Genomic DNA, 26,379 nt, shown 5'->3' with positions numbered 1-26,379 from the left:
CTTCCTCTTTAAACGTTATTGGCCCGCGCGCTGGTAGCGCACGGCTTCCACGAATACATCGGCATTGGCCGGGTCATCCAGGTACGCAAACACTTGGTCCAAGGGGCTGTCGACCAGCACCCCGGCGCCCTCGACCGTGTCCACGGTGCTGCCGTGCAACGCCTGTTGGTCTATCGCTTGGTGGATCTGCTCAAGGTCGAGGGTGTAGACCACCAATTCGTGCTTTTCGTTGATCTCAAACCCCGCCAGGATGAAATGCCCACCGAGCTTGGCCGGCAGCGGCGCCGACAAATACCAGCGGCTGCCATGGCGCGAAACGGTAAACCGGTATTCGTCACGCTGGCCGGGCTTGGCTGTAGGGTAGCTCACGGCTTTATAGCGGTGTTCACCGACGGCGCTGATATGCAGGTTGAGCGGCTCGCCCCAGGCGTTTTTGCTCGCCCACTGGCCCAGCAGGGCTGGCGGCGCGGCGTCATGGGCCGGCAGCGGGTCCTTGAAGGTCACCAGGCAACCGCTGAGCAGCAGGAACGACAAGGCGATTGCAACCACACGCCAGGCTTTCATTGGACATCCCCCGGTGTCAGACCGAGGCCAACACCAAATGCATATAGCGCTTGAGGATCTCAAGCATCTCTTCACCGGTCAGAGGCTCTGCACTGCCCAGCAGGCCCTGATATTCCATCCGACTGATTATCGCCGTCAACACTTTGGCATCCTGTTGCGGCTCGCGGGAGCCCAATACCTGGAAAAACTGCCCGGTGCCCTGCAACAGAATCTGTTGATGGGAACGCACCAACTCCGCCAGGCGCGGGTTGAGCAAGGCTTCCTGACGAAATGCCTGCTCAGCCATCAAGTGTTCACGGCGGTTGGTCAATTGGCGCAAGACGTAATCAGCGGTCAGCCGTGCAATATCATCGGCCAACTGTGAGCGTGATTCGGGGCTGCCATCCCCATAGGCGACCATTTCGCGCAGCAAGCCTTCGTTACGCACCCACAGCTTGCCCATGAACGCGGCGCTGCGTTCGACGTATTGGGCGAAGGTATCGGTGAGCAGATCATCGATGTCCTTGAAGTAATAGGTGGTAGCCGACAGGGGCACGCCCGCCTCCGCTGCCACCGCTCGATGGCGCACGGCGCGCACGCCGTCACGCACGACGATGCGCATGGCCGCATCGAGAATGTCCTGCCTGCGTTGCTCGCTGCCCCGACGACTGGCCTTGCGGCCCTGGTACTGGACGCTTTCAGCCACGGCAGCGGCAATGCCGGCGGCGCCTTCTTGAGCGGTTACGCGGTTCACGACAGATTTCCTTATTAGGTGACGCAGAGCGTCACGGTATGCGTTACCACGCCGAGCGTGGGAACGATCTCCTGGCGCTGTTTGCTTGACGCTTATTAACGCCACATAAAAAAGCCGCCTTATAAAAGGCGGCTTCGGATTTCGCTACGGTTACGCTTGTGGCCGCATGTGCGGGAACAAGATCACGTCGCGGATCGATGGCGAGTTGGTCAACAGCATCACCAAGCGGTCGATGCCGATCCCTTCACCGGCGGTCGGCGGCATGCCGTACTCCAGGGCGCGGACGAAGTCGGCGTCGTAGTGCATGGCCTCGTCGTCGCCAGCGTCCTTGTCGGCCACCTGGGCCATGAAGCGCTCGGCCTGGTCTTCCGCGTCGTTCAACTCGGAGTAGGCGTTGGCGATTTCACGGCCGCCGATGAACAGCTCGAAACGGTCAGTGACGTTCGGGTTGTCGTCGTTGCGACGGGCCAGCGGCGACACTTCGAACGGGTACTGGGTAATGAAGTGCGGCTGTTCCAGCTTGTGCTCCACCAACTCTTCGAAAATCATCACCTGCAATTTGCCCAGGCCTTCGAAGCCCAGCACCTTGGCGCCGGCTTTCTTGGCGATGGCACGGGCCTTGTCGATGTCGTTCAGGTCGTCGGCAGTCAGCTCAGGGTTGTACTTGAGGATCGAATCGAACACCGACAGGCGCACGAACGGCTCGCCGAAGTGGAACACCTTGTCGCCGTACGGCACGTCGGTGCTGCCCAGGACCAGCTGCGCCAGTTCGCGGAACAGTTCTTCGGTCAGGTCCATGTTGTCTTCGTAGTCGGCGTAGGCCTGGTAGAACTCCAACATGGTGAATTCAGGGTTGTGACGGGTCGAAACGCCTTCGTTACGGAAGTTGCGGTTGATCTCGAAGACTTTTTCGAAGCCGCCAACCACCAGGCGCTTGAGGTACAGCTCGGGCGCGATACGCAGGAACATTTCCATGTCCAGGGCGTTGTGGTGGGTTTCGAACGGCTTGGCAGCGGCACCGCCAGGAATGGTCTGCAGCATCGGCGTTTCGACTTCGAGGAAGTCGCGCTTCATCAGGAAGCTGCGGATGTGTGCGATCACTTGCGAACGCACGCGGAAGGTCTGGCGCACCTCTTCGTTGACGATCAGGTCAACGTAGCGCTGGCGGTAGCGCTGTTCGGTGTCGGTCAGGCCGTGGTGCTTGTCCGGCAGTGGGCGCAGCGACTTGGTCAGCAGGCGTACGCTGGTCATTTCCACGTACAGGTCGCCCTTGCCTGAACGGGCCAGGGTGCCTTCGGCGGCGATGATGTCGCCCATGTCCCAGGTTTTCACCGAGGCCAGGGTTTCTTCCGACAAGGTCTTGCGGTTGACGTAGACCTGGATACGCCCGGTCATGTCCTGGATCACCATGAACGAGCCACGGTTGAGCATGATGCGACCTGCCACCTTGACCGGGATCGCAGCCTCTGCCAGCTCTTCCTTGGTCTTGTCCGCGTACTGCTTCTGCAAGGCATCGCAGTAGTTTTCGCGGCGGAAGTCGTTGGGGAAGGCATTGCCCTTGGCGCGCTCGGCAGCAAGCTTTTCCTTGCGCAGGGCGATCAGGGAGTTTTCTTCCTGTTGCAGGGCTTGCGGGTCGAGTTGTTGGTCGCTCATGTCTTTTGAAATTCCATCACAGATACGTTTTCCCCAGCCTTCGGCTGGGGATCGCGGGCAAGCCCGCTCCTACAAGGTTCTTTAGAGGCCCGATTTCAGGCTGGCTTCCAGGTATTCGTCGATATCGCCGTCGAGCACCTTGTCACAGTCGCTGCGTTCGATGTTAGTGCGCAGATCCTTGATCCGCGACGCATCGAGCACATAAGAGCGGATCTGGTGACCCCAGCCGATATCCGACTTGGTGTCTTCCAGCGCCTGGGAAGCGGCGTTGCGCTTCTGCATTTCCTGCTCATACAACTTGGCCCGCAGCATTTTCATGGCGGTGTCCTTGTTGGCGTGCTGGGAACGTTCGTTCTGGCAGCTGACCACGGTGTTGGTCGGTACGTGGGTAATACGTACGGCCGAGTCGGTGGTGTTTACGTGCTGGCCACCGGCACCGGAGGAGCGGTAGGTGTCGATGCGCAGGTCGGCCGGGTTGATCTCGATTTCCACCTTGTCGTCGATCTCTGGCGAGACGAAAACAGCGGAGAACGAGGTGTGGCGACGGTTGCCGGAGTCGAACGGGCTCTTGCGCACCAGGCGGTGCACGCCGATTTCGGTACGCAGCCAGCCAAAGGCGTACTCACCCTTGATGTGCACGGTCGCGCCCTTGATCCCGGCGACTTCACCGGCGGACAGTTCCATGATCGTCGCTTCGAAACCGCGCTTGTCCGCCCAACGCAGGTACATGCGCAGCAGGATGTTGGCCCAGTCCTGTGCCTCGGTGCCACCGGAACCGGCCTGGATGTCCAGGTAGGCGTTGTTCGGGTCCATTTCATGGCTGAACATGCGGCGGAATTCGAGCTTGGCGAGGTTTTCCTCGAGACGGGCCAGCTCGGCGACGACATCGCCCACTGCGCCTTCGTCGTTTTCTTCGACGGCCATGTCCAGCAGGTCACGGCAATCGGCCAGACCGGTGTTCAGCTCGTCTAAGGTATCGACGATCTGCGCCAGCGCAGCGCGCTCGCGGCCCAGTTCCTGGGCGTATTCAGGTTTGTTCCAGACAGCAGGATCTTCAAGCTCGCGATTGACTTCGGTCAGACGCTCATGCTTTTGATCGTAGTCAAAGATACCCCCGAATAGTTTCGGAGCGCTCGGACAGGTCCTTGATGGTGTTAAGGATCGGGTTGATTTCCATGGCGGGCAGCACTCGTTGGCGAACTTTTGAAAGCCGGCGAGTATAACGGCAAATGGGGGGGAGCGGCAGTCCGCTGGGCGAAAAGGCAGGATTTGTACACAACCCAAGACCCATCAAGATCCCAATGTGGGAGGGGGCTTGCCCCCGATGGCAGCCTGTCAGTCAATGATGTTGTGACTGACCCACAGCTATCGGGGGCAAGCCCCCCTCCCACATTGAATGGGGTAAGACTTCAGGTCACTCGATACCGACCTGATTGCGCCCATTATGCTTGGCCGTATACAACCCCTTGTCCGCCGCCACAATCACCTGCCGACAATCCGTCCCCTGCTGCGGCGTCATCGTGGACAGACCAATGCTAATCGTAAGGCTGGCCCCTTCGGTCGGCGCAATGTGCGGAATCTTCAACGCAGCAACCGCCATGCGCAGCTTCTCAGCCACCAACCGCGCCCCACCCGGCGAGGTATTAGGCAGCACCAGGGCAAACTCCTCACCGCCATAGCGCGCCGGCAAATCCGATGGCCGACTGCTGGCCTCACGGATGGTCGCCGCAACCTTGCGCAACGCCTCGTCACCTTCAACATGCCCAAAACTATCGTTGTAGGTCTTGAAGAAATCCACATCAATCATCAACAACGACAACTGAGTCTGGTCACGCATGGCACGCCGCCATTCCAGCTCCAGGTATTCATCAAAGTGACGACGGTTGGACAACCCGGTCAGGCCATCGGAGTTCATCAGCCGTTGCAGCACCAGGTTGGTGTCCAACAGTTGTTGTTGGCTGACCCGCAACGCACGATAGGCGGCATCCCGTTGCAACAAGGTCATGTACGAGCGCGAGTGATAGCGAATGCGCGCCACCAGCTCGATGTTATCCGGCAGCTTGACCAGGTAATCATTGGCCCCCGCCGAAAACGCCGCACTCTTGATCAGCGGGTCTTCCTTGGTCGAAAGCACGATGATCGGGATGTTCTGCGTGGCCGGGTGGTTGCGGTATTCGCGCACCAGGGTCAGGCCGTCGAGGCCGGGCATAACCAGGTCTTGCAGGATAACGGTCGGCTTGATGCGGATCGCCTGGGCAATCGCCTGGTGCGGATCGGCGCAGAAGTGGAAGTCGATGTTTTCTTCATGGGCCAAGCCACGCCGCACGGCTTCGCCGATCATGGCCTGGTCGTCGACCAGCAACACCATGGCGGCATTTTCGTCGGTCTTGATGTCGTCGATCTGTAAATCATTCATGTGCAGTCACCTGAATTACTACCTGCAAGCCAGCACCGCGAGAGGCCTTGTTCATCTGGCAAAGACCTCCAGCAATCGGGGCGCAATCCTGTCCAGTGGGCGAATTTCAACAGCAGCATCAATCGCCGCCGCCGCTTTGGGCATGCCGTACACCGCCGAGCTGTGCTGATCCTGGGCGATGGTCAAATAACCTTGTTCACGCAGCAATTTGAGGCCCTGGGCCCCGTCGCGCCCCATGCCAGTCAGCAGTACGCCAACGGCATCGCCATTCCAGTGGCTGGCCACGCTTTCGAAAAACACGTCGATCGACGGCCGGTAAATCTCGTTCACCGGCTCTGCGGTATAGGCTAGCGTGCCATTCTTCAGTAAACGAATGTGGTGGTTGGTGCCGGCCAGCAGGACCACGCCGCTTTGCGGCGGCTCGCCTTCACGGGCCAGGCGTACCGGCAGGCCGGAGGCACTGCTCAGCCATTCGGCCATGCCAGCGGCGAACACCTGGTCCACATGCTGCACCAGCACGATGGCGGCGGGAAAGTCCCGGGGCAAGCCCTTGAGCAGGATTTCCAGGGCAGCCGGGCCACCCGCCGAAGACCCGATGGCCACCAGGCTCTGGCGCTTGCCGGTCATGCGCGGCGCGACGGTTTCGGCGCGTACACGGCTGCCACGCTGGCCGATCAGCCAGCCGATATTGAGGATCTTGCGCAGCAGCGGCGCCGCTGCATCCTTGGGGTTGCCCACGCCTAGGGTCGGCGTGTCCACCACGTCCAGGGCGCCATGACCCATGGCTTCGAACACCCGACTGACGTTGGCCTGGCGGTCGACGGTCACGATGACGATGGCGCACGGGGTCTCGGCCATGATCTGGCGGGTAGCCTCCACGCCATCCATCACCGGCATGATCAGGTCCATCAGGATCAGGTCCGGGGTCAGTTCTGCACAGCGTTGCACCGCTTCAAGACCATTGCTGGCCACCCACACCACTTCGTGCGCGGGCTCGAAACTCAAGGCGCGGCGCAAGGCCTCTACCGCCAGGGGCATGTCATTGACGATCGCAATCCTCATGCCCGCGCGCCTCCGATCAGTTCCACTACGGCGTCCAGCAGGGCGTCATCGTGGAAACTGGCTTTGGCTAAATAATAGTCGGCGCCGGCGTCCAGTCCACGACGTCGGTCTTCTTCGCGATCCTTGTACGACACCACCATCACCGGCAACGATTGCAGGCGACTGTCACGGCGCAAGAGTGTGACCAATTCAATACCGTCCATACGAGGCATATCAATATCAGTGATCAACAGGTCAAAGTCTTCGGAGCGCAAGGCGTTCCAGCCGTCCATGCCATCGACCGCCACGGCCACTTCATAACCACGATTCAGCAGCAATTTGCGTTGCAGTTCGCGCACGGTCAGCGAGTCATCCACCACCAGCACCCGCTTGCGCGGTGCCTCGGTGGTTTGCTGGCTGCGCCGGGCAATGCGTTCCAATCGGCCGGTGTTGAGCAACTTGTCCACCGAACGCAGCATATCTTCGACGTCGACGATCAACACCACCGAGCCGTCGTCCAGCAAGGCACCGGCAGAAATATCCTGGACCTTGCCCAGGCGATCATCCAGCGGCAGCACCACCAGCGTACGCTCGCCGATAAAGCGCTCCACGGCAATCCCGTACACCGCATCACGCTCGCGGATCACCACCACTTTCAGGGTGTCCGACTGACTCTGTCCCGCCGGGCGTTGCAACAACTGGCTGGCGGCGACCAGCCCGACATGCCGGCCCTCGTGCCAGAAATGCTGGCGACCCTCCAGTTGCACGATGTCGTCGGGCGCCAGGTCGCACATGCGTTCGATATGGGCCAGCGGGAACGCGTAGGCTTCTTCGCCGACTTCCACCACCAGGCTGCGCACCACCGACAGGGTCAGCGGCACTTCCAGGTGGAAACGGCTGCCCTGCCCCGCCGTCTGCTCCAGCACCACCGCACCGCGCAGTTGGCGAACCATATGCTGCACCGCATCCAGGCCGACGCCGCGCCCGGACACTTCGGTGACCTTGTCGCGCAGGCTGAACCCCGGCAGGAACAGGAATGTCAGCAGCTCTTCTTCACTCAGGCGCAGGGCGGTTTCCAGCGGCGACAGGTGCCGGTCGACGATGGTACCGCGCAGGCGCTCCAGGTCGACGCCATTGCCGTCATCGCTCAATTCCAGCACCAGCAACCCGGCTTGATGGGAGGCACGCAGGCAGATCACGCCTTCTGCCGGCTTGCCCGCCAACAGGCGTTGCTCAGGCATTTCGATGCCGTGGTCGACAGCGTTGCGCAATAAATGAGTGAGCGGTGCTTCAAGCTTTTCCAGCACGTCGCGGTCGACCTGGGTCTTTTCGCCTTCGATCTCCAGGCGCACTTGCTTACCGAGGCTGCGACCGAGGTCGCGCACCATGCGCACTTGCCCGGCCAGCACATCGGCAAATGGGCGCATGCGACAGGCCAGCGCGGTGTCATACAGCACTTGCGCACGCTGGCCGGCCTGCCAGCCGAACTCGTCCAGCTCGGCGGTTTTTTCCGCCAGCAGGGCCTGGGCTTCGCTGAGCAGGCGGCGGGTGTCGGCCAGGGCTTCCTGGGCTTCGAGGGGCAGATGTTGAGTCTTGAGTTGCCCGTCCAGGGTATCCAGCGCGCGCACGCTCTGGCTCTGAATGCGCTTGAGGCGTTGCAGGCTGGCCAGATACGGTTTGAGCCGCTGGGTTTCCACCAGGGATTTGCTCGACAGGTCCAGCAGGCTGTTCAAGCGCTCGGCGGTCACCCGCAGTACGCGCTCGCCGCCTTCGGTCATGCGTTTGTTCTGGCGTGGCGGCTCGGCGACCATCGGCAGCGCAAGCTCGGGTTCGGGCTCCGGCAGCGGCGCTTCGACGATAGGTGCCGGTTCTGGCGCAGGCGCCGCTTTGACAGGCGCCTGGGACGGGTCGAGCAAACGCTCCATCAACGCCACATAGGCTTCGATATCCGCCGGCCCCACATCATTGCCCGGCGTGGCGATGCGCATCAGCAGGTCGGTGCCTTGCAACAGCGCATCAATATGTTCGGGTTGCAAATACAGGCGGCTTTCCTGGGCACTGACCAGGCAATCCTCCATGACGTGGGACACACTGACCCCGGCGTCCACTCCAACAATGCGCGCCGCGCCTTTGAGCGAGTGCGCCGCGCGCATGCACGCTTCGAGCTGGTCGGCCTGGGTCGGGTTGCGTTCCAGGGCCAGCAGGCCCGCGCTCAATACCTGGGTCTGGGCGTCGGCTTCCAGGCTGAACAGTTCCAGCAGCGAGGCATCGCGCATCTGGTCGGGGGTCATGTGAGGCTCCGGGTCACGGCAGACAACAATTGCGCCTCGTCCAGCCAACGCAAGCTGCGGCCTTTCCACTGCAACACGCCTTGGGTGTAGCGCGCACTGGCCTGGGTGCCCGAGACCGAGGCGGCCTTCAAGGTGCGCTCATCGATGGCATGGATGCCATCGACTTCATCCACCGGCACCACCACCGGGCCATCCTGCGCGGCGATGATCAACATGCGCGGCATGATGCGCCCACCGCTGGCGCCGTTACTGGTGGCATCCAGGCCCAGCAGTTCCACCAGCGACAGGCACGCCACCAGCGCACCACGGACATTGGCCACGCCGAGCAAGGCGCGGGAACGTTGGTGCGGCAGCGAGTGAATCGGTTGCAGCGGCGCGACTTCCACCAGGCAGCGGGTGGCGATGCCCAGCCATTCCTCACCGAGGCGGAACATCAGCAGGGAGCGGGTGACCACGTCTTCGCCCAGTTCCACGACGGCATGCGGGCGATGCGCGTCCTGCTGCAAGGCGTAGCGGTCCAGCAAACGTGTGGCCGCTGCCGAGTACACCGAGCAGTTACGGCAGTGAATATGGTCCGCCAGCAGCGGGCAGGACTTGTCGCCGTGGATGCCGATGCGGTTCCAGCAATCGTCGATGGCCTGGGTGTCGGCCAAGGTCAGGTCCAGCCCTGCGGTATCGAGCGCGTCGGTGTTACTCATCGTTTGGACTCACTGTCAGCTCGCTCACTGCGCGCGGCCCGCGCCTGCAAGCGGCGCGCCCCCGCACTGTCGCCCTGGGATTCGAGCAACGCGGCCAGGTGCATCAAAGCCTGCGGGTGCTGGGGTTCCAGGTACAAGGCTTTTCGATAATAACCCTGGGCTTCCAGGGCACTGCCGGCCACGTCGCTGAGCAACCCCAGCCAGTAGAACACCTGGGCGGCCGGCGGATGGTTACTCAAATACTGTTCGCATGCAGCACGGGCGTCAGCGCTTTTGCCTTCGTTGGCCAGGGTGGCGATGCGGCTCAGCAAGTCGCCCGCATCGGTGTGCGGTGCCTTGATCGGCACTACCTGGGCACTGCCACCGCTGAACGGCCTCGGCTTGACCGGGATCGGTGCGGCACTGCGCTGTGGCACCGGTGCAGGCACGGGCACAAACACCGGTTCGGGCTTGACCGGCTCGGCATGCCGACTGAACGCAAACGACTGCGGCACACCAATCGAACGCATGCCATGGCGCCCCAACAGGCTGCCCTCGGCCGGACCGATAAACAGCACGCCGTCCACATGGGTCAGGCCCTTGAGCACGTCGAACACTTGTTTCTGGGTCGGCTGGTCGAAATAGATCAGCAAGTTGCGGCAGAACACGAAATCGTAGCTCGCCTCATTGGCCAGCAGTGTCGGGTCGAGCAGGTTGCCGACTTGCAGGCGCACCTGTTCGCGCACGCGCTCGGCAATGTGATAACCGTCGCTGTGTTCGGTGAAATGGCGGTCACGGAAGGCGATATCGCCGCCGCGAAAGGAGTTTTTGCCATACACCCCACGCCGCGCGCGCTCCACCGACAACGGGCTGACATCCAGGCCCTGCACCTTGAACTGATGCGGCGCCAACCCGGCATCCAGCAAGGCCATGGCGATCGAATAAGGTTCTTCACCGGTGGAGCACGGCAGGCTGAGGATGCGCAGTGCGCGCATCTGCTTGATCTCGGCCAAGCGCGCCTTGGCCAGGCGGGCCAGGGTCACAAAGGATTCTGGATAACGGAAAAACCAGGTTTCCGGGACGATCACTGCTTCGATCAGCGCTTGCTGTTCATCCTCGGAGCTTTGCAGGTGCTGCCAATATTCGCCGGGGGTCTGCGCGTTGGCCGCCTGAGTGCGTTGGCGCACCGCCCGCTCGATAATGGCTTCGCCGACCGAGGCAACGTCCAGGCCGATGCGCTCTTTCAGGAAGGCAAAGAAACGCGGGTCGTGGCTCATAGGCTCAACTCGGGGCAAAACAGCACGGCGCGCACGTCGTCGGTCAGCAGGTCATTCACGCCGATCCATTGCATCAGGCCCAGCGCATCTTCGCGCACCGGCCCCAGGTACGGCGCCTGGCGGTTGTCCAGGCCATAGGGCTGGAACTGCGCCGGGTCGCAGCGCAGGGTGTCGGTGGCCTGTTCGAGGATCAACCCCAGCCAACGCGGCTCGCGCCAGGGCTCGGGCTGGTAATTGACCAGCACCAGCCGTGTGCTGGTACGCGCCTGGGCGGCGGTGCCGAAGGTCAGGGCGCTGAGGTCGATCACCGGCACCAGCGCGCCGCGATGGGCAAAGATGCCCGCCACCCACAGCGGTGCATGGGCAATCGGTTTCAATGGCAGGCGCGGCAATACTTCGGCCACTTCCGTGGCCTTGAGGGCATAACGTTCATTGCCGATGTGGAACACCAGGAACAACGCCTTTTTCGCTGCCGGGACGGCGCCGCGTTTAGCCGCGAGGTCGCTCATCAGACTTTGAAACGCGACACGCCGCTGCGCAGACCGACCGCCACCTGGCTCAGCTCATCGATAGCAAAGCTGGCCTGGCGCAGGGACTCGACGGTCTGGCTGCTGGCATCGCCCAGTTGCACCAGGGCGTGGTTGATCTGCTCGGCACCGGTGGCCTGGGCCTGCATGCCTTCATTGACCATCAACACCCGCGGCGCCAGCGCCTGTACCTGGTGGATGATCTGCGACAGTTGCTCGCCCACTTGCTGCACTTCAAACATGCCACGGCGCACTTCTTCGGAGAACTTGTCCATGCCCATCACACCCGCCGACACTGCCGACTGAATCTCGCGCACCATCTGTTCGATGTCGTAGGTGGCCACGGCGGTCTGGTCGGCGAGGCGGCGCACTTCGGTGGCGACCACGGCAAAACCGCGGCCGTATTCACCGGCCTTCTCGGCTTCGATGGCGGCATTCAGCGACAGCAGGTTGGTCTGGTCGGCAACCTTGACGATGGTCACCACCACCTGGTTGATGTTGCCGGCCTTCTCATTGAGGATCGCCAGCTTGGCGTTGACCAGGTCGGCGGCGCCCATCACCGAGTGCATGGTTTCTTCCATGCGCGCCAGGCCTTGCTGGCCGGAACCGGCGGCAACCGAGGCCTGGTCGGCGGCGGTGGACACTTCGGTCATGGTGCGCACCAGGTCCTTGGAGGTGGCCGCGATCTCGCGGGAGGTGGCGCCGATCTCGGTGGTGGTGGCGGCCGTTTCGGTGGCGGTGGCCTGTTGCTGCTTGGAGGTGGCGGCAATCTCGGTCACCGAGGTGGTCACCTGCACCGACGAGCGCTGGGCCTGGGACACCAGGGCCGTGAGCTCGGTCATCATGTCGTTGAAGCCGGTTTCGACCGCGCCGAACTCGTCCTTGCGCTCCAGGTTCAAGCGTTTGCTCAGGTCGCCGTCGCGCATGGTTTCGAGGATATCGACGATGCGCTGCATCGGCGCCATGATCGCGCGCATCAGCAGCAGGCCGCACAGGCCGGCGGCGAGGATGGCCAGGGCCAGCGACACAAACATGCTGATTTTCGCGGCGGATACTGCATCATCGATCGCGTTGGTCGCACGGTCGGCGACGTTCTTGTTCTCGGTGATGATGTCGTTGAGCTTCATGCGGCCTGCGACCCAGCTGGGCGTCATCTGCGTATCGAACAGCTTGCGCGCCCCAGCCAAATCGTTGTTCTGCAGGCGCTCTACGACGGCAGCCAGCGCCTTGTTGTAAGCCTGGTGCTGGGCTTCGAATTTATCGAACTCGGCCTGGTCGTCGCCGCCACTGATGGTCGCCTGGTAGTTGGCCATCTGCTGCAGGATGCGGCTTTCATAGGACTTGAAGTCGGCCTTGTCGGTATCGGTCAGGCCCTTGTCTTCACGCAGGCCGATCAACTCCAGGGTTTGCAGGTAGCTGTCGACCCACGCGCTGCGGATCATGGAACTGAGGTAGACCCCGGGCACCGCGTCGTCGCGCACCGCGACTTCACTGGTTTCGATCTTCAGCAACCGTGAATAGGAGACCACAACCATTAACAGCATGATGGCGATAATGACCGCAAAACTTGCCAGGATGCGTTGGCGCAAGGTCCAGTTCTTCACAGTAATTCCTCGGAGGGCCATTCAAATGGAGGGGAGTATAGCTGAGCAGAAGGCCTCATTAATCAACGGGTTTTGATGAAGCGTCCACAGAATGCAAATGTGCGAGGGGGCTTGCCCCCCGATGGCGGTGTGCCAGCCAACTGTAAATAGACTGAAACACCACTATCGGGGGGCAAGCCCCCTCGCACATTTTGATCGCTGCACGCCCCGTCTTTACGCGTTCAGCCGCACCTGTTTTTCCAGTTCCAGCTTCAAGCCGGGCTCAAGCTTCAGTTGGCGGGCCAGCTCGTCAAGGTAGGCCTTTTCCATGAAGTTCTCCTCATCCACCAGCATCACGCTGGCGATATACATCTCGGCCGCCATTTCCGGGGTGCCGGCAGCTCGCGCCACGTCGGCCGGGTCCAGGGGTTTGTTGAGTTCGGCGTGCAGCCAGCTTTGCAGCTCGCGATCGTTGTCCAGCTTGGTGAATTCGCCTTCGATCAGCGCACGCTCGCGCTCGTCCACATGGCCATCGGCCTTGGCCGCCGCGACCAGCGCCTTGAGGATGCCCTGGCTGTGTTGCTCGACCTGGGCCGGCGGTAGGCGGTCGATGGTCTGTGGCTCGCCCTGGGGGGCGCTGGCCTGATTGGCCTGCCAGTTGCCGTAGGCCTTGTAGGCGATGACGCCCAAGGCTGCCAAACCGCCGTAGGTCAGCGCCTTGCCGCCGAATTTGCGCGCCTTCTTGTTGCCCAGCAGCAGGCCCATGGCCCCCGCCGCCAAGGCGCCGCCTCCGGCGCCCCCGAGCAGGCTGCCCAGGCCGCCACCGCCGAGCAGACCGCCCAGCGCACCTTTGTCGTCCTGTTTACGCTGGCCGCCAGCCTTGTTTTGCAGCATGTCCTGGCCAGACTTGAGCAACTGATCGAGCAATCCACGGGTATTCATTCGCAGCCTCCAGACACTTGGGTTCATAGGACCAATAGGCCCCCAGCGTAAAACTAAGTGCCAAAAAGCCCTGATCTAGAGTGCTTCCAGATGTAACGCGGTCGCCCTTCGCTTAAATCGATATACACTCGGGTAAATCTATAAAAACACCCCACTGGTAACTCCAGCATGATGACCTTGCGTCAAATCCGGCACTTTATTGCCGTGGCCGAGACCGGCTCGATCTCCGCTGCCGCACAGACGGCGTTTATCTCCCAGTCGACGCTGACCCTGGCGATCCAGCAACTGGAGCAGGAAATCGGCGTCAACCTGTTCAACCGTCACGCCAAGGGCATGACCCTCACCCACCAGGGCCATCAGTTCCTGCGCCAGGCGCACCTGATCCTCGCCACCGTCGACAACGCCAAGCGCAGCCTGCAACAGAGCACCGATCAGGTCGCCGGGCAGTTGATCATCGGCGTGACCAGCCTGGTGGCGGGTTACTACCTCGCGGACTTGCTCACCCGTTTCCAGCGTGCCTATCCCAACGTGGAAATCCGCGTGATGGAGGATGAACGCCCGTACATCGAGCACTTGCTGGTCAGCGGTGAAATCGACGTGGGCGTACTGATCCTCTCCAACCTCGAAGACCGCCACGCCCTGCAGACCGAAGTGCTCACCCACTCCCCTCACCGGCTTTGGCTGCCGGCACAGCATCCGTTGCTGGAGCACGACAGCATCAACCTGGCCGACGTGGCGCGCGAGCCGTTGATCCAGCTGAACGTTGACGAAATGGGCCAAAACGCCCAACGCCTGTGGACCAGCGCGGGGCTGCAACCGCGCGTCACCCTGCGCACCGCCTCCACCGAAGCGGTGCGCAGCCTGGTGGCAGCAGGCCTGGGCGTGTCGATCCAACCGGACATGACCTACCGCCCGTGGTCGCTGGAGGGCGACATTATCGAAGCGCGGCCGATTGCCGACCTCAGCCAGACCCTCGACGTGGGCCTGGCCTGGCGCCGTGGCACGGCGCGTCCGGCGCTGGTGGACCCGTTCCTGACGGTCGCCCGCGAACAGCCGCACCCACGCAAGCCATCTATTTAATCGAATGCTGCATTCAGTATTTAGTATTTGTTGACCTCGCGCCTGGCCTCTACTCTCAGCTAATCCATAAGAGAAGGCCGGGCGCCTTGTAAGAGAACGCCCATGGCCACACAAGAAAAGAGATCGCGAAAAATGTCCGGCGCGCCCACCCCGCTGCTTACTGCGTTGCTGATCGACGGCGAACTGGTCCAGGGCCAGGGTTTTGCCGAGCCGATCCTCAACCCGGCCACGGGTGAAGTGCTCACCCAGATCGCCGAAGCCAGCACCGAGCAGGTGGAAACCGCGATCCTCGCCGCCCACCGCGCCTTTGCCGGCTGGTCGCGCACCACGCCGCAGCAACGCTCGAACATCCTGCTGGGCATTGCCGACGCCATCGAAAGACAAGCCGATTACCTGGCCCGCCTGGAATCGCTGAACTGCGGCAAACCGTTGCACCTGGCGCGTCAGGATGATTTGAGCGCCACCGTCGATGTGTTCCGCTTTTTCGCTGGCGCCGTGCGTTGCCAGACCGGGCAACTCAGCGGTGAATACCTGCCGGGCTACACCAGCATGGTGCGCCGCGATCCGATTGGCGTGGTGGCCTCGATTGCGCCGTGGAACTACCCGCTGATGATGGCCGCGTGGAAAATCGCCCCAGCCCTCGCCGCCGGCAATACGTTGGTGTTCAAGCCGTCGGAACACACGCCGCTGTCGATCCTCGCCCTCGCCCCGGCGCTCAACGAGTTGTTGCCACGCGGTGTGATCAACATTTTGTGTGGCGGCGGTGAAGGCGTTGGCAGCCATCTGGTCAGCCACCCCAAAGTGCGCATGGTCTCGCTGACCGGCGATATCGTCACCGGGCAGAAGATTCTGCAGGCCGCCTCCAAGACCTTGAAACGCACGCACTTGGAACTGGGCGGCAAGGCGCCGGTGATCGTGTGCAACGACGCCGACCTGCAAGCCGTGGTCGAGGGTGTGCGCGCCTACGGTTACTACAACGCCGGCCAGGACTGCACCGCCGCGTGCCGCATCTACGCCCAGGCCGGTATCCACGACAAACTGGTCGCTGAGCTTGGCGCCGCCGTGAGCAGCCTGCGCTTTGCCGGCAAGCGCGACGCCGACAACGAACTCGGCCCGCTGATCAGCACACGCCAGCGCGACCGCGTGGCCAGCTTTGTCGAACGCGCCCTCGGCCAGCCGCATATCGAACGCATCACCGGCGCCGCCGTGCATTCCGGCGCGGGCTTCTATTACCAGCCGACGCTGCTGGCCGGCTGCAAACAGAACGATGAAATCGTGCAGCGCGAAGTGTTTGGCCCGGTCGTCACGGTGACGCGCTTCGACGAACTGGAACAGGCGGTGGACTGGGCCAACGACTCCGAATACGGCCTGGCCTCGTCGGTGTGGACCCAGAACCTGGACAAGGCCATGCAAGTGGCCTCGCGCCTGCAATACGGCTGCACCTGGATCAACAGTCATTTCATGCTGGTCAGCGAAATGCCCCACGGCGGCTTGAAGCGCTCGGGATATGGCAAGGATCTGTCCAGCGATTCGCTGCAGGACTACAGCGTGGTGCGGCACATCATGGCGCGCCACGGCCAGCATCTTTAAAACAACAACTAAGCTCATGCGTTACCGGTTCAAAAACTGCCCCGACCATAATTAAAGAAGAGGGAACCCCCATGTCCGCGCACAAGACCGCACTGCTCAGTGCCCTGACCACCGCGCTGCTGGCCAGCGCCAGCCTCCAGGCCGCCGAACCGCTCAAGGCGGTGGGTGCCGGTGAAGGCCAACTGGATATCGTCGCCTGGCCTGGCTATATCGAACGCGGCGAAAGCGACAAGGCCTACGACTGGGTCAGCGGTTTCGAGAAGGAAACCGGCTGCAAGGTCAACGTGAAAACCGCCGCCACCTCTGACGAAATGGTCAGCCTGATGGCCAAGGGTGGCTATGACCTGGTGACCGCGTCGGGCGATGCCTCGCTGCGGCTGATCGTCGGCAAGCGCGTGCAGCCGATCAATACCGCGCTGATCCCCAACTGGAAGAACATCGACCCCCGCCTGAAAGACGCGCCATGGTACGTGGTTGGCCAGCAAACCTACGGCACGCCGTACCAGTGGGGCCCGAACGTATTGATGTACAACACCAACGTATTCAAGACCGCACCCACCAGCTGGAATGTGCTGTTCGACGCGCAGAACCTGCCGGACGGTAAGCCGAACAAAGGCCGCGTGCAGGCGTACGACGGCCCGATCTACATCGCCGACGCGGCGCTGTACCTCAAGTCGACCAAGCCGGAATTGGCCATCCAGAACCCGTACGAACTGACCGAAACCCAGTACAAGGCCGTGCTCGAATTACTGCGCGCCCAGCAACCGCTGATCCACCGCTACTGGCACGACACCACCGTGCAAATGAGTGACTTCAAAAACGAAGGCGTGGTGGCCTCCAGCGCCTGGCCGTATCAGGTCAACGGCCTGCAGAACGAGAAGCAGCCAATTGCCTCGACCATTCCGAAGGAAGGCGCCACCGGCTGGGCCGACACCACCATGTTGCACGCCGAAGCCAAACACCCGAACTGTGCCTACAAATGGATGGACTGGTCGCTGCAACCGAAGGTCCAGGGTGACGTGGCCGCATGGTTCGGTTCGCTGCCAGCCGTGCCTGCGGCGTGCAAGGAAAGCGAACTGCTCGGCGCCGAAGGCTGCAAGACCAACGGGTTCGATCAGTTCGACAAGATCGCCTTCTGGAAAACCCCGCAGGCGGAAGGCGGCAAGTTCGTGCCGTACAGCCGCTGGACCCAGGATTACATTGCGATCATGGGCGGCCGCTAAGGTCTCCAAGACAACATAGGTCTCCTGTGGGAGGGGGCTTGCCCCCTCCCACATTGACCGCATTCACAGATGTTTTGTTTTTTCAGAAGTCCAGGCCGGGCCGCTGCGACGACCCGCGCCTTTTCGGAGCACCGCACCATGACGCTTGCAGTCCAATTCACCCATGTTTCCCGTCAGTTCGGCGAAGTGAAAGCCGTTGACCGGGTTTCCATCGATATCCAGGACGGCGAGTTCTTTTCCATGCTCGGCCCTTCCGGCTCGGGCAAGACCACTTGCCTGCGCCTGATCGCCGGGTTCGAGCAACCGAGCGCAGGCTCGATCCGTATCCATGGCGAAGAAGCCGCCGGCTTGCCGCCGTACCAGCGCGATGTGAACACCGTGTTCCAGGATTACGCGCTGTTCCCCCATATGAATGTGCGCGACAACGTCGCCTACGGCCTCAAGGTCAAGGGCGTGGGCAAGACCGAGCGCCTCAACCGTGCCGAAGAAGCCCTGGCCATGGTCGCCCTCGGCGGCTACGGCGAGCGCAAGCCGGTGCAGCTCTCCGGTGGCCAACGCCAACGGGTGGCCCTGGCCCGCGCCTTGGTCAACCGCCCGCGTGTGTTGCTGCTGGATGAACCGCTGGGCGCCCTCGACCTCAAGCTGCGCGAGCAGATGCAAAGCGAGCTGAAAAAGCTGCAACGCCAGTTGGGCATCACCTTTATCTTCGTGACCCACGACCAGACCGAAGCGCTGTCGATGTCCGACCGCGTGGCCGTATTCAACAAAGGTCGCATCGAGCAGGTCGACACCCCGCGCAACCTCTACATGAAACCCGCCACCGCGTTCGTCGCCGAGTTCGTCGGCACCTCCAACGTGATTCGCGGCGAGTTGGCCCAGCGCCTCAGCGGCAGCGTGCAGCCGTTTTCGATCCGTCCGGAACACGTGCGGTTTGCCGAGGGCCCGCTGGGCGCCGGCGAAGTGGAAATCAGCGGTTTGCTCCACGATATCCAGTACCAGGGCAGCGCCACCCGCTATGAGCTGAAACTGGAAAACGGCCAGGCGTTGAACATCAGCCAGGCCAACAACCAGTGGCTGGACATCAGCAGCGGCCATCAGGTCGGCCAGTCCATCACCGCCCGTTGGGCGCGCGAAGCCATGACCCCGCTGACCGACAGCGCAGGCGAGGTGTGACATGAGCCTGGCTATTTCCCACCCGCCGATGCGCAGGTTTTCCAACCTGCTGTACCGCAAGCCCAACCTGTACTTGGCCATGCTGCTGATACCGCCGCTGATCTGGTTCGGCGCGATCTACCTGGGTTCGTTGCTGACCCTGCTGTGGCAGGGTTTCTACACCTTCGATGACTTCACCATGGCGGTCACGCCGGACCTGACCCTGGCCAACTTCGCCGCGCTGTTCCAGCCGTCAAACTTCGACATCATCGTGCGCACCTTGAGCATGGCGATCGTGGTGTCGATCGCCAGCGCCATCGTGGCCTTCCCCATCGCCTACTACATGGCACGCTACACCACGGGCAAGACCAAGGCGTTCTTCTACATCGCGGTGATGATGCCGATGTGGGCCAGTTATATCGTCAAGGCTTATGCCTGGACCTTGCTGTTGGCCAAGGGCGGCGTGGCGCAGTGGTTCGTGCAGCACCTGGGCCTGGAGCCGGTGTTGCAGTTCGTGCTGGGCATCCCCGGCGTGGGCGGCAGTACCTTGAGCACCTCGCACCTGGGGCGCTTCATGGTGTTCGTCTACATCTGGCTGCCGTTCATGATCCTGCCGATCCAGGCGTCCCTGGAACGCTTGCCGCCCTCGCTGCTGCAAGCCTCGGCCGACCTCGGCGCCAAACCGCGCCAGACCTTCATGCAGGTGATTTTGCCGCTGTCGGTGCCAGGGATTGCCGCCGGTTCCATCTTCACCTTCTCGCTGACCCTGGGCGATTTCATCGTGCCGCAACTGGTCGGCCCGCCCGGCTACTTCGTCGGCGGTATGGTCTACGCCCAGCAAGGCGCCATCGGCAACATGCCCATGGCTGCAGCGTTCACCCTGGTGCCCATCGTGCTGATCGCGGTTTACCTGTCCATCGTCAAACGCCTGGGGGCCTTCGATGCACTCTGAAAAATCCTCACTAGGCCTGAAGATCGCCGCCTGGGGCGGGTTGGTGTTTCTGCACTTCCCGATCCTGATCATCTTCCTCTACGCCTTCAACACCGAAGAAGCCGCGTTCAGCTTTCCGCCCCAGGGCTTCACCCTGAAGTGGTTCAGCGTGGCGTTTGCGCGGCCGGACGTACTGGAGGCGATCAAGCTGTCGCTGCAGATCGCCGCCATCGCCACGCTGATCGCCATGGTGCTCGGTACACTGGCCTCGGCGGCGCTGTATCGCCGCGAGTTCTTCGGCAAGCAAGGCGTGTCGCTGATGTTGATCCTGCCGATTGCGCTGCCGGGGATCATCACCGGTATCGCACTGTTGGCGACGTTCAAGACGCTGGGCATCGAACCGGGGATGTTCACCATCATCGTCGGCCACGCGACGTTCTGCGTGGTGATCGTCTATAACAACGTCATCGCCCGCTTGCGTCGTACCTCCCACAGCCTGATCGAGGCTTCGATGGACCTGGGCGCCGACGGCTGGCAGACCTTCCGCTACATCATCATGCCCAACCTGGGCTCGGCGCTGCTGGCTGGCGGCATGCTCGCCTTTGCGCTGTCGTTCGACGAAATCATCGTCACCACCTTCACCGCCGGCCACGAACGCACCTTGCCGCTGTGGCTGCTCAACCAACTGAGCCGCCCACGCGACGTGCCGGTGACCAATGTGGTGGCGATGCTGGTGATGCTGGTGACGATGTTCCCGATTCTCGGTGCCTATTACCTGACCCGCGGCGGTGAAAGCGTGGCCGGGAGTGGCGGCAAATAACGATGCTATTGAAGGAACACGGTTCAAATGTGGGAGGGGGCTTGCCCCCGATGGCAGTGGGTCAGTTGTAGAGGGTGTGACTGGAAGATTGCTATCGGGGGCAAGCCCCCTCCCACATTTAGAGCCAGTTTATTCAAGGAAATAACGATAGTTGGTGGAGAGCTGAACCATGCAAACCAAATTACTGATCAACGGCCAACTGGTCGAAGGCGAAGGCCCGGCGCAGGCTGTATTCAACCCGGCGCTCGGTCGCGTACTGGTAGAAATCAAGGAAGCCAGCGAAGCCCAGGTCGACGCCGCCGTACGCGCCGCCGATGCGGCCTTCGAAGGCTGGTCGCAAACCGCACCCAAGGATCGTTCGCTGCTGCTGCTGAAACTGGCGGACGTGATCGAGGCCCACGGCGAAGAACTGGCCAAGCTGGAATCGGACAACTGCGGCAAGCCCTACAGCGCCGCGCTCAACGATGAAATCCCGGCGATTGCCGACGTGTTCCGTTTCTTTGCCGGCGCCAGCCGCTGCATGAGCGGTTCGGCCGGCGGTGAATACCTGCCCGGCCACACCTCGATGATCCGCCGCGACCCGGTGGGCGTGATCGCGTCCATCGCGCCGTGGAACTACCCGCTGATGATGGTCGCCTGGAAAATCGCCCCGGCCCTCGCCGCCGGGAATACCGTGGTGCTCAAGCCGTCGGAGCAAACCCCGCTGACGGCCTTGCGCATGGTCGAACTGGCCGCTGATATTTTCCCGGCCGGTGTGCTCAACCTGGTATTTGGCCGTGGGCCAACCGTGGGCAGCCCACTGGTGACGCACCCTAAAGTGCGCATGGTGTCGCTGACCGGCTCCATCGCCACCGGCGCGAACATCATCTCCAGCACCGCCGACAGCGTGAAGCGCATGCACATGGAGTTGGGCGGCAAGGCGCCGGTGATCATCTTCAACGATGCGGATATCGACGCCGCCGTGGAAGGCATTCGCACCTTCGGCTTCTATAACGCTGGGCAGGATTGCACCGCGGCGTGCCGTATTTATGCACAGGCCGATATCTACGATGCGTTTGTCGAGAAACTCGGCGTGGCGGTCGCCAGTATCAAGTATGGATTGCAGGATGACCCGGCCACCGAGTTGGGACCATTGATCACCGCGCAGCATCGCGACCGTGTCGCCGGGTTTGTCGAGCGGGCCGTGGCACAACCGCATATTCGCCTGGTGACCGGCGGCAAGGCCGTGGAAGGCAATGGCTTCTTCTTTGAACCCACCGTACTGGCCGACGCGCAACAAGACGACGAGATCGTGCGCCGCGAAGTCTTCGGGCCGGTGGTATCAGTGACCAAGTTCAACGATGAAGCTCAGGTGCTGGGCTGGGCCAACGATTCGGACTACGGGCTGGCCTCGTCCGTGTGGACCGCCGATGTAGGACGCGCCCATCGCTTGGCCGCACGTCTGCAGTACGGCTGCACCTGGGTGAACACCCACTTCATGCTGGTCAGCGAAATGCCTCACGGCGGTCAGAAACTGTCCGGCTATGGCAAGGACATGTCCATGTACGGGCTGGAGGACTACACCACCGTGCGGCATGTGATGTTCAAGCACTGACGATTCAACCCGGCATCCTTCCTGGATGCCGGGAACCTATAACAATAATGTTCAGGATCCCCCATGGATATCACCCGCCGCGACTTCCTCAACGGCGTCGCTGTCACCATCGCCGCCGGCATGACCCCACTGCAAATCCTGCAAGCCGCCCCCGACGGTCGTTACTACCCTCCTGCCCTGACCGGCCTGCGCGGCAGCCACGCCGGTTCGTTCGAAGTGGCGCACCAGATGGGCTGGGAAAAGAAGGTGTTCGACACCGACAAGCTGCCGATCACCGAGCACTATGACCTGGTGGTCGTGGGTGGCGGCCTGAGTGGGCTGTCGGCGGCGTGGTTCTACCGCGAGAAGCACCCCAAGGCGAAGATCCTTATCCTGGAAAACCACGACGACTTCGGCGGCCACGCCAAGCGCAATGAATTCCAGGCCGGTGGCCGCATGATCATCGGCTACGGTGGCAGCGAGGCGTTCCAGTCGCCCAACCACCTGTACAGCAAGGAAGTGAACGGGCTGTTGAAAAAGCTCGGCGTGAACATCAAGCGCTTCGAAACCGCCTTCGACCGCCAGTTCTACCCTGGCCTCGGGCTGTCGCGCGGGGTGTTTTTCGACAAGGAAAACTTCGGCGAAGACAAGCTGGTGACCGGCGACCCGACGCCAATGGTCGCCGACGACATCGCCCCCGACCAACTCAACGCACGAGCCCTCCGCGATTTCATCAATGACTTCCCGTTGCCGGCGGCAGACCGTCAGGCCTTGATCGAGTTGCACACCGCGCCCAAAGACTACCTGCCAGGTAAGACCGCCAAAGAAAAGGCCGACTATTTGGCAGCCACCAGCTACCGCGATTTCCTGCTGAAGAACGTAGGCCTGTCGGAAGGCGCAGTGAAGTACTTCCAGAGCCGCACCAATGACTTCATGGCGCTGAGCATTGATGCCGTGGCGTCGGCCGATGCCTACAACGTGGGTTTCCCAGGTTTTGCCGGGATGAATCTGGCGCCGATCAGCGAAGAAGCCGCTGCTGAAATGGAAGAGCCCTACATCTATCACTTCCCGGACGGCAATGCATCGGTGGCGCGCTTGCTGGTACGCAGCCTGATCCCGGGCGTGGCACCAGGGCACACCATGGACGATATCGTGCTGGCGGCGTTCGACTACGCCAAGCTCGACCAGCCCAAGGCCGCCGTACGCCTGCGACTGAACAGCACGGCGGTCAGCGTGCGTAATGTCGGCGACGGCGTGCATATCGGCTACAGCCGTGGAGGACAACTCGCACAAGTGCGTGGCAAACGCTGCATCCTGGCCTGCTACAACATGATGATTCCGTATCTGTTGAAAGATTTGCCGGCACCGCAAGCTCACGCCCTGAGCCAGAACGTGAAGTACCCGCTGGTGTACACCAAGGTGGTGATCCGCAATTGGCAGTCGTTCCAGAAGCTCGGCGTGCACGAGATTTACGCGGCGACCCAGCCCTACAGCCGGATCAAACTGGACTACCCGGTAAGCATGGGCGGCTATGACCACCCGCGCGACCCGACGCAGCCGATCGGCTTGCACATGGTCTACGTGCCCACCAGCCCCAACAGCGGCATGAACGCCCGCGACCAGGCCCGCGCCGGGCGTGGCAAGTTGTATGGCCAGACCTTCGAACAGTTGGAAACGCAGTTGCGTGACCAGCTGCAACGCATGCTTGGCCCGGGTGGTTTCAACCATCAGACCGATATTCTGGCGATCACTGTCAACCGCTGGTCACACGGTTATGCGAGCTTCTCCAACAGCTTGTTCGATGATGCCGATGAAACCGAAGCGTGGATGAAGCTGGCGAAAAAGCCGCTGGGGCATGTGAGCATCGCCAACTCGGACGCGGCGTGGAGTGCGTATGCCCATGCGGCGATTGATGAGGCGTTCAGAGCAGTGGGTGAAGTCGCCTGAAATGCAGCCTAAATGTGGGAGGGGGCTTGCCCCCGATTGAGTTGGACCTGCGCAGTATTCAGTGACTGGCATACCGCTATCGGGGGCAAGCCCCCTCCCACATTTGGATCTTCATATTTCGTAAGTAGTGTTTTGGCCACAGAATTGGAAATGTCTTGTCGCATATGCAATGCCATCGTGCCGCTATCAATCAATTTTCCTACGTCATCGAACCGCTTAAGCTATCCGGCGTCTGTTTAATGTCCGTTGCGTTTGGTCGAAGGCATGTCCGAACCGTAATTTCTGATCCGCTACGCGCCAGGAACGGCGCGGGATTTGCTCACGACAGGTTGTCTCTATGCACCGCAGGAATTTGCTCAAAGCGTCCATGGCCATTGCGGCTTACACCGGTTTGTCGGCCAGCGGCCTGCTCGCCGCCCAGGCCTGGGCCGGGAACCGTGCTGCCGATGGCAAGGCCGTGGCGTTCGACTTCGACACGCTCAAGGCCCAGGCCAAACAACTCGCCGGGACCGCTTACAAGGACACCAAACAGGTGCTGCCGCCCACGCTGGCGACCATGACCCCGCAGAATTTCAACGCCATCGGCTACGACGGCAACCATTCGCTGTGGAAGGAATTGAACGGCCAACTGGACGTGCAGTTCTTCCACGTCGGCATGGGCTTCAAGACGCCGGTGCGCATGCACAGCGTCGACCCCAAGACCCGCGAAGCCCGTGAGGTGCATTTCCGTCCTTCGCTGTTCAACTACGAAAAAACCACGGTCGACACCAAACAGCTGACCGGCGACCTGGGCTTCTCCGGCTTCAAGCTATTCAAGGCACCGGAGCTGGACCGCCATGACGTGCTGTCATTCCTCGGTGCCAGCTACTTCCGTGCGGTGGATTCCACCGGCCAGTACGGCCTTTCCGCCCGTGGCCTGGCCATCGACACCTACGCGAAAAAACGCGAGGAGTTCCCCGACTTCACGCAGTTCTGGTTCGAAACCCCGGACAAGAACGCAACCCGCTTCGTGGTCTACGCCCTGCTCGACTCGCCCAGCGCCACCGGCGCGTACCGCTTTGATATCGACTGCCAGGCCAACCAGGTGGTGATGGCCATCGACGCGCATATCAATGCGCGTACCACCATCGAACAACTGGGCATCGCGCCAATGACCAGCATGTTCAGTTGCGGCACCCACGAGCGCCGCATGTGCGACACCATCCACCCGCAGATCCACGACTCAGACCGCCTGGCCATGTGGCGCGGCAACGGCGAGTGGATCTGCCGCCCGCTGAACAATCCGGCCAAGCTGCAATTCAACGCGTTTGCCGATAAAGACCCGAAAGGCTTCGGCCTGGTGCAGACCGACCATGAGTTCGCCAGTTACCAGGACACCGTGGACTGGTACAGCAAGCGCCCGAGCCTGTGGGTCGAACCGACCACCGCCTGGGGCGAAGGCTCGATCGACCTGCTGGAAATCCCTACCACCGGCGAGACGCTCGATAACATCGTGGCCTTCTGGACTCCGAAAAAACCCGTGGCCGCCGGCGATTCACTCAACTATGGCTACAAGTTGTACTGGAGCGCGCTGCCGCCGGTGAGCACGCCGTTGGCGCAAGTCGATGCAACCCGCTCGGGCATGGGTGGCTTCACCGAAGGCTGGGCACCGGGTGAGCACTACCCGCAAGTCTGGGCGCGCCGCTTTGCCGTGGACTTCAAGGGCGGCGGCCTGGATCGCCTGCCGCCAGGCACCGGCATCGAGCCGGTGGTGACCTGTTCCCATGGCCAGGTGAAGGACTTCAGCGTGCTGGTACTGGATAACATCAAGGGCTACCGCATCCTGTTCGACTGGTACCCGACCAGCGACAGCGTGGAGCCGGTGGAACTGCGCCTGTTCATTCGCACCCAGGACCGCACCTTGAGCGAAACCTGGCTGTACCAGTACTTCCCGCCGGCACCGGACCAGCGCAAGTACACCTGATGCACCGCGTTCCCACGCTTGCGTGGGAACGCCCCCTCCTCGTTTCAGAACCGCGACACACTCTTCATCGCCCCAATCAAATAACGCATCGCCACCTGATCGTTCTCGGTCAGTGCGCGGTACTGCGCCAGCAACTCCTCTTCATCCGAGCTCAACCTTCGCCCGCGCAAAGACACCCTGCGGGTCAGAAAAGACGCTACCGCACCCGCTACACCATAGGACTTGGCCATGGACTGCTTCTCCTGATATCCATCAAATACTCCTGGTGCCCATTACCCTTCTCCCTAAAGCGCAACGTCTGTGTGGGAAAACCGACTGACTTCCTGGGCCAGAAATCAGGCTTACCCTAAGCGTAGAAACGATCTCGCCGAGCGTGCGATTTTTTTAGAGTAATCA

At 61.9% G+C, this 26,379-nt stretch carries 22 protein-coding genes; 9 read left to right on the top strand and 13 right to left on the bottom strand.

All coding sequences use genetic code 11. The features are described from left to right. Window positions 1-15: 15 nt before the first annotated feature. From M2497_RS07235 to M2497_RS07180, 12 genes are all read right to left on the bottom strand, one after another. Complete coding sequence (locus tag M2497_RS07235) at window positions 16-564, bottom strand: hypothetical protein (RefSeq protein WP_248486593.1); 549 nt, start codon at window positions 562-564, stop codon at window positions 16-18. A gap of 16 nt (window positions 565-580) precedes the next feature. Further along, a complete protein-coding gene (locus M2497_RS07230) occupies window positions 581-1,297 on the bottom strand; it encodes a TetR family transcriptional regulator (protein ID WP_058425326.1) in 717 nt (238 codons plus the stop codon). Between the two features lie 150 nt (window positions 1,298-1,447). After that, a complete protein-coding gene (lysS, locus tag M2497_RS07225) occupies window positions 1,448-2,950 on the bottom strand; it encodes a lysine--tRNA ligase (protein WP_008431110.1) in 1,503 nt (500 codons plus the stop codon). Window positions 2,951-3,031: 81 nt separating this feature from the next. Further along, window positions 3,032-4,127 (bottom strand): peptide chain release factor 2 gene (gene prfB, locus M2497_RS07220; RefSeq protein ID WP_100215725.1). Its coding sequence is split into 2 segments (ribosomal slippage): window positions 3,032-4,054 and window positions 4,056-4,127, totalling 1,095 coding nucleotides; the frame shifts between segments, so codons are not numbered across the junction. 237 nt (window positions 4,128-4,364) lie between these two features. Beyond that, window positions 4,365-5,366: a diguanylate cyclase gene (locus M2497_RS07215; RefSeq protein ID WP_248486592.1), complete on the bottom strand. Its 1,002-nt coding sequence runs from the start codon at window positions 5,364-5,366 to the stop codon at window positions 4,365-4,367. A 51-nt stretch (window positions 5,367-5,417) separates the two neighbouring features. Further along, window positions 5,418-6,428, bottom strand: a complete 1,011-nt coding sequence (locus M2497_RS07210; protein WP_248486590.1) for a chemotaxis response regulator protein-glutamate methylesterase — start codon at window positions 6,426-6,428, stop codon at window positions 5,418-5,420. Beyond that, window positions 6,425-8,698 (bottom strand): hybrid sensor histidine kinase/response regulator, encoded by a 2,274-nt coding sequence (locus M2497_RS07205; RefSeq protein WP_248486588.1) that lies wholly within the window; start codon window positions 8,696-8,698, stop codon window positions 6,425-6,427. The genes M2497_RS07210 and M2497_RS07205 overlap by 4 nt, the downstream gene beginning before the upstream one ends. Continuing rightward, window positions 8,695-9,396: a chemotaxis protein CheW gene (locus M2497_RS07200; RefSeq protein ID WP_248486586.1), complete on the bottom strand. Its 702-nt coding sequence runs from the start codon at window positions 9,394-9,396 to the stop codon at window positions 8,695-8,697. Before M2497_RS07200 ends, M2497_RS07205 begins: the two co-directional genes overlap by 4 nt. Next, window positions 9,393-10,652 (bottom strand): CheR family methyltransferase, encoded by a 1,260-nt coding sequence (locus tag M2497_RS07195; protein ID WP_248486584.1) that lies wholly within the window; start codon window positions 10,650-10,652, stop codon window positions 9,393-9,395. Before M2497_RS07195 ends, M2497_RS07200 begins: the two co-directional genes overlap by 4 nt. Continuing rightward, the gene (locus M2497_RS07190; RefSeq protein WP_058423740.1) at window positions 10,649-11,161 is read right to left on the bottom strand and encodes a chemotaxis protein CheW; all 513 of its coding nucleotides are present in this window, start codon (window positions 11,159-11,161) and stop codon (window positions 10,649-10,651) included. The genes M2497_RS07195 and M2497_RS07190 overlap by 4 nt, the downstream gene beginning before the upstream one ends. After that, window positions 11,161-12,783 carry a methyl-accepting chemotaxis protein gene (locus M2497_RS07185; RefSeq protein WP_248486582.1) on the bottom strand — a complete coding sequence of 541 codons (1,623 nt, stop codon included), beginning with the start codon at window positions 12,781-12,783 and terminating at the stop codon, window positions 11,161-11,163. The genes M2497_RS07190 and M2497_RS07185 overlap by 1 nt, the downstream gene beginning before the upstream one ends. Window positions 12,784-12,996: 213 nt before the next feature. Then, window positions 12,997-13,704 carry a tellurite resistance TerB family protein gene (locus M2497_RS07180; protein WP_248486580.1) on the bottom strand — a complete coding sequence of 236 codons (708 nt, stop codon included), beginning with the start codon at window positions 13,702-13,704 and terminating at the stop codon, window positions 12,997-12,999. A 168-nt stretch (window positions 13,705-13,872) separates the two neighbouring features. On the opposite strand from M2497_RS07180, the gene M2497_RS07175 reads away from it, so the two are divergent. The 9 genes from M2497_RS07175 to M2497_RS07135 all read left to right on the top strand — a co-directional run bounded on the left by M2497_RS07175 (window position 13,873) and on the right by M2497_RS07135 (window position 25,983). Continuing rightward, a complete protein-coding gene (locus M2497_RS07175) occupies window positions 13,873-14,784 on the top strand; it encodes a LysR family transcriptional regulator (protein ID WP_032891728.1) in 912 nt (303 codons plus the stop codon). 132 nt (window positions 14,785-14,916) lie between these two features. Beyond that, on the top strand, window positions 14,917-16,374 hold the full coding sequence (locus M2497_RS07170; protein WP_248486579.1) for a gamma-aminobutyraldehyde dehydrogenase: 1,458 nt from the start codon (window positions 14,917-14,919) through the stop codon (window positions 16,372-16,374). Window positions 16,375-16,445: 71 nt separating this feature from the next. Then, window positions 16,446-17,597 carry a putative ABC transporter substrate-binding protein YdcS gene (gene ydcS / locus M2497_RS07165; protein WP_248486578.1) on the top strand — a complete coding sequence of 384 codons (1,152 nt, stop codon included), beginning with the start codon at window positions 16,446-16,448 and terminating at the stop codon, window positions 17,595-17,597. A 138-nt stretch (window positions 17,598-17,735) separates the two neighbouring features. Beyond that, window positions 17,736-18,770, top strand: coding sequence for an ABC transporter ATP-binding protein (locus M2497_RS07160; RefSeq protein WP_248486577.1), 1,035 nt, complete (start codon window positions 17,736-17,738; stop codon window positions 18,768-18,770). A 1-nt stretch (window position 18,771) separates the two neighbouring features. Continuing rightward, a complete protein-coding gene (locus M2497_RS07155) occupies window positions 18,772-19,701 on the top strand; it encodes an ABC transporter permease (protein WP_248486576.1) in 930 nt (309 codons plus the stop codon). Continuing rightward, a complete protein-coding gene (locus M2497_RS07150) occupies window positions 19,691-20,500 on the top strand; it encodes an ABC transporter permease (RefSeq protein WP_025856826.1) in 810 nt (269 codons plus the stop codon). The genes M2497_RS07155 and M2497_RS07150 overlap by 11 nt, the downstream gene beginning before the upstream one ends. A gap of 169 nt (window positions 20,501-20,669) precedes the next feature. Continuing rightward, window positions 20,670-22,094: a gamma-aminobutyraldehyde dehydrogenase gene (locus tag M2497_RS07145; RefSeq protein ID WP_248486575.1), complete on the top strand. Its 1,425-nt coding sequence runs from the start codon at window positions 20,670-20,672 to the stop codon at window positions 22,092-22,094. 63 nt (window positions 22,095-22,157) lie between these two features. Further along, window positions 22,158-24,020, top strand: coding sequence for an FAD/NAD(P)-binding protein (locus M2497_RS07140; protein WP_248486574.1), 1,863 nt, complete (start codon window positions 22,158-22,160; stop codon window positions 24,018-24,020). A 337-nt stretch (window positions 24,021-24,357) separates the two neighbouring features. After that, window positions 24,358-25,983, top strand: a complete 1,626-nt coding sequence (locus tag M2497_RS07135) for a glucan biosynthesis protein D (RefSeq protein WP_179030305.1) — start codon at window positions 24,358-24,360, stop codon at window positions 25,981-25,983. Window positions 25,984-26,027: 44 nt separating this feature from the next. On the opposite strand, the gene M2497_RS07130 is transcribed toward M2497_RS07135, so the two are convergent. Then, window positions 26,028-26,213, bottom strand: coding sequence for a hypothetical protein (locus M2497_RS07130; RefSeq protein WP_179030306.1), 186 nt, complete (start codon window positions 26,211-26,213; stop codon window positions 26,028-26,030). Window positions 26,214-26,379: the final 166 nt, after the last annotated feature.

It is taken from the genome of Pseudomonas sp. CYM-20-01 (genome assembly GCF_023169845.1).
Classification (GTDB): Bacteria; Pseudomonadota; Gammaproteobacteria; order Pseudomonadales; family Pseudomonadaceae; genus Aquipseudomonas; species Aquipseudomonas azotoformans.
Note: the sequence above shows the minus strand (reverse complement) of the source record. Positions and strands in the feature narration are given on the sequence as shown.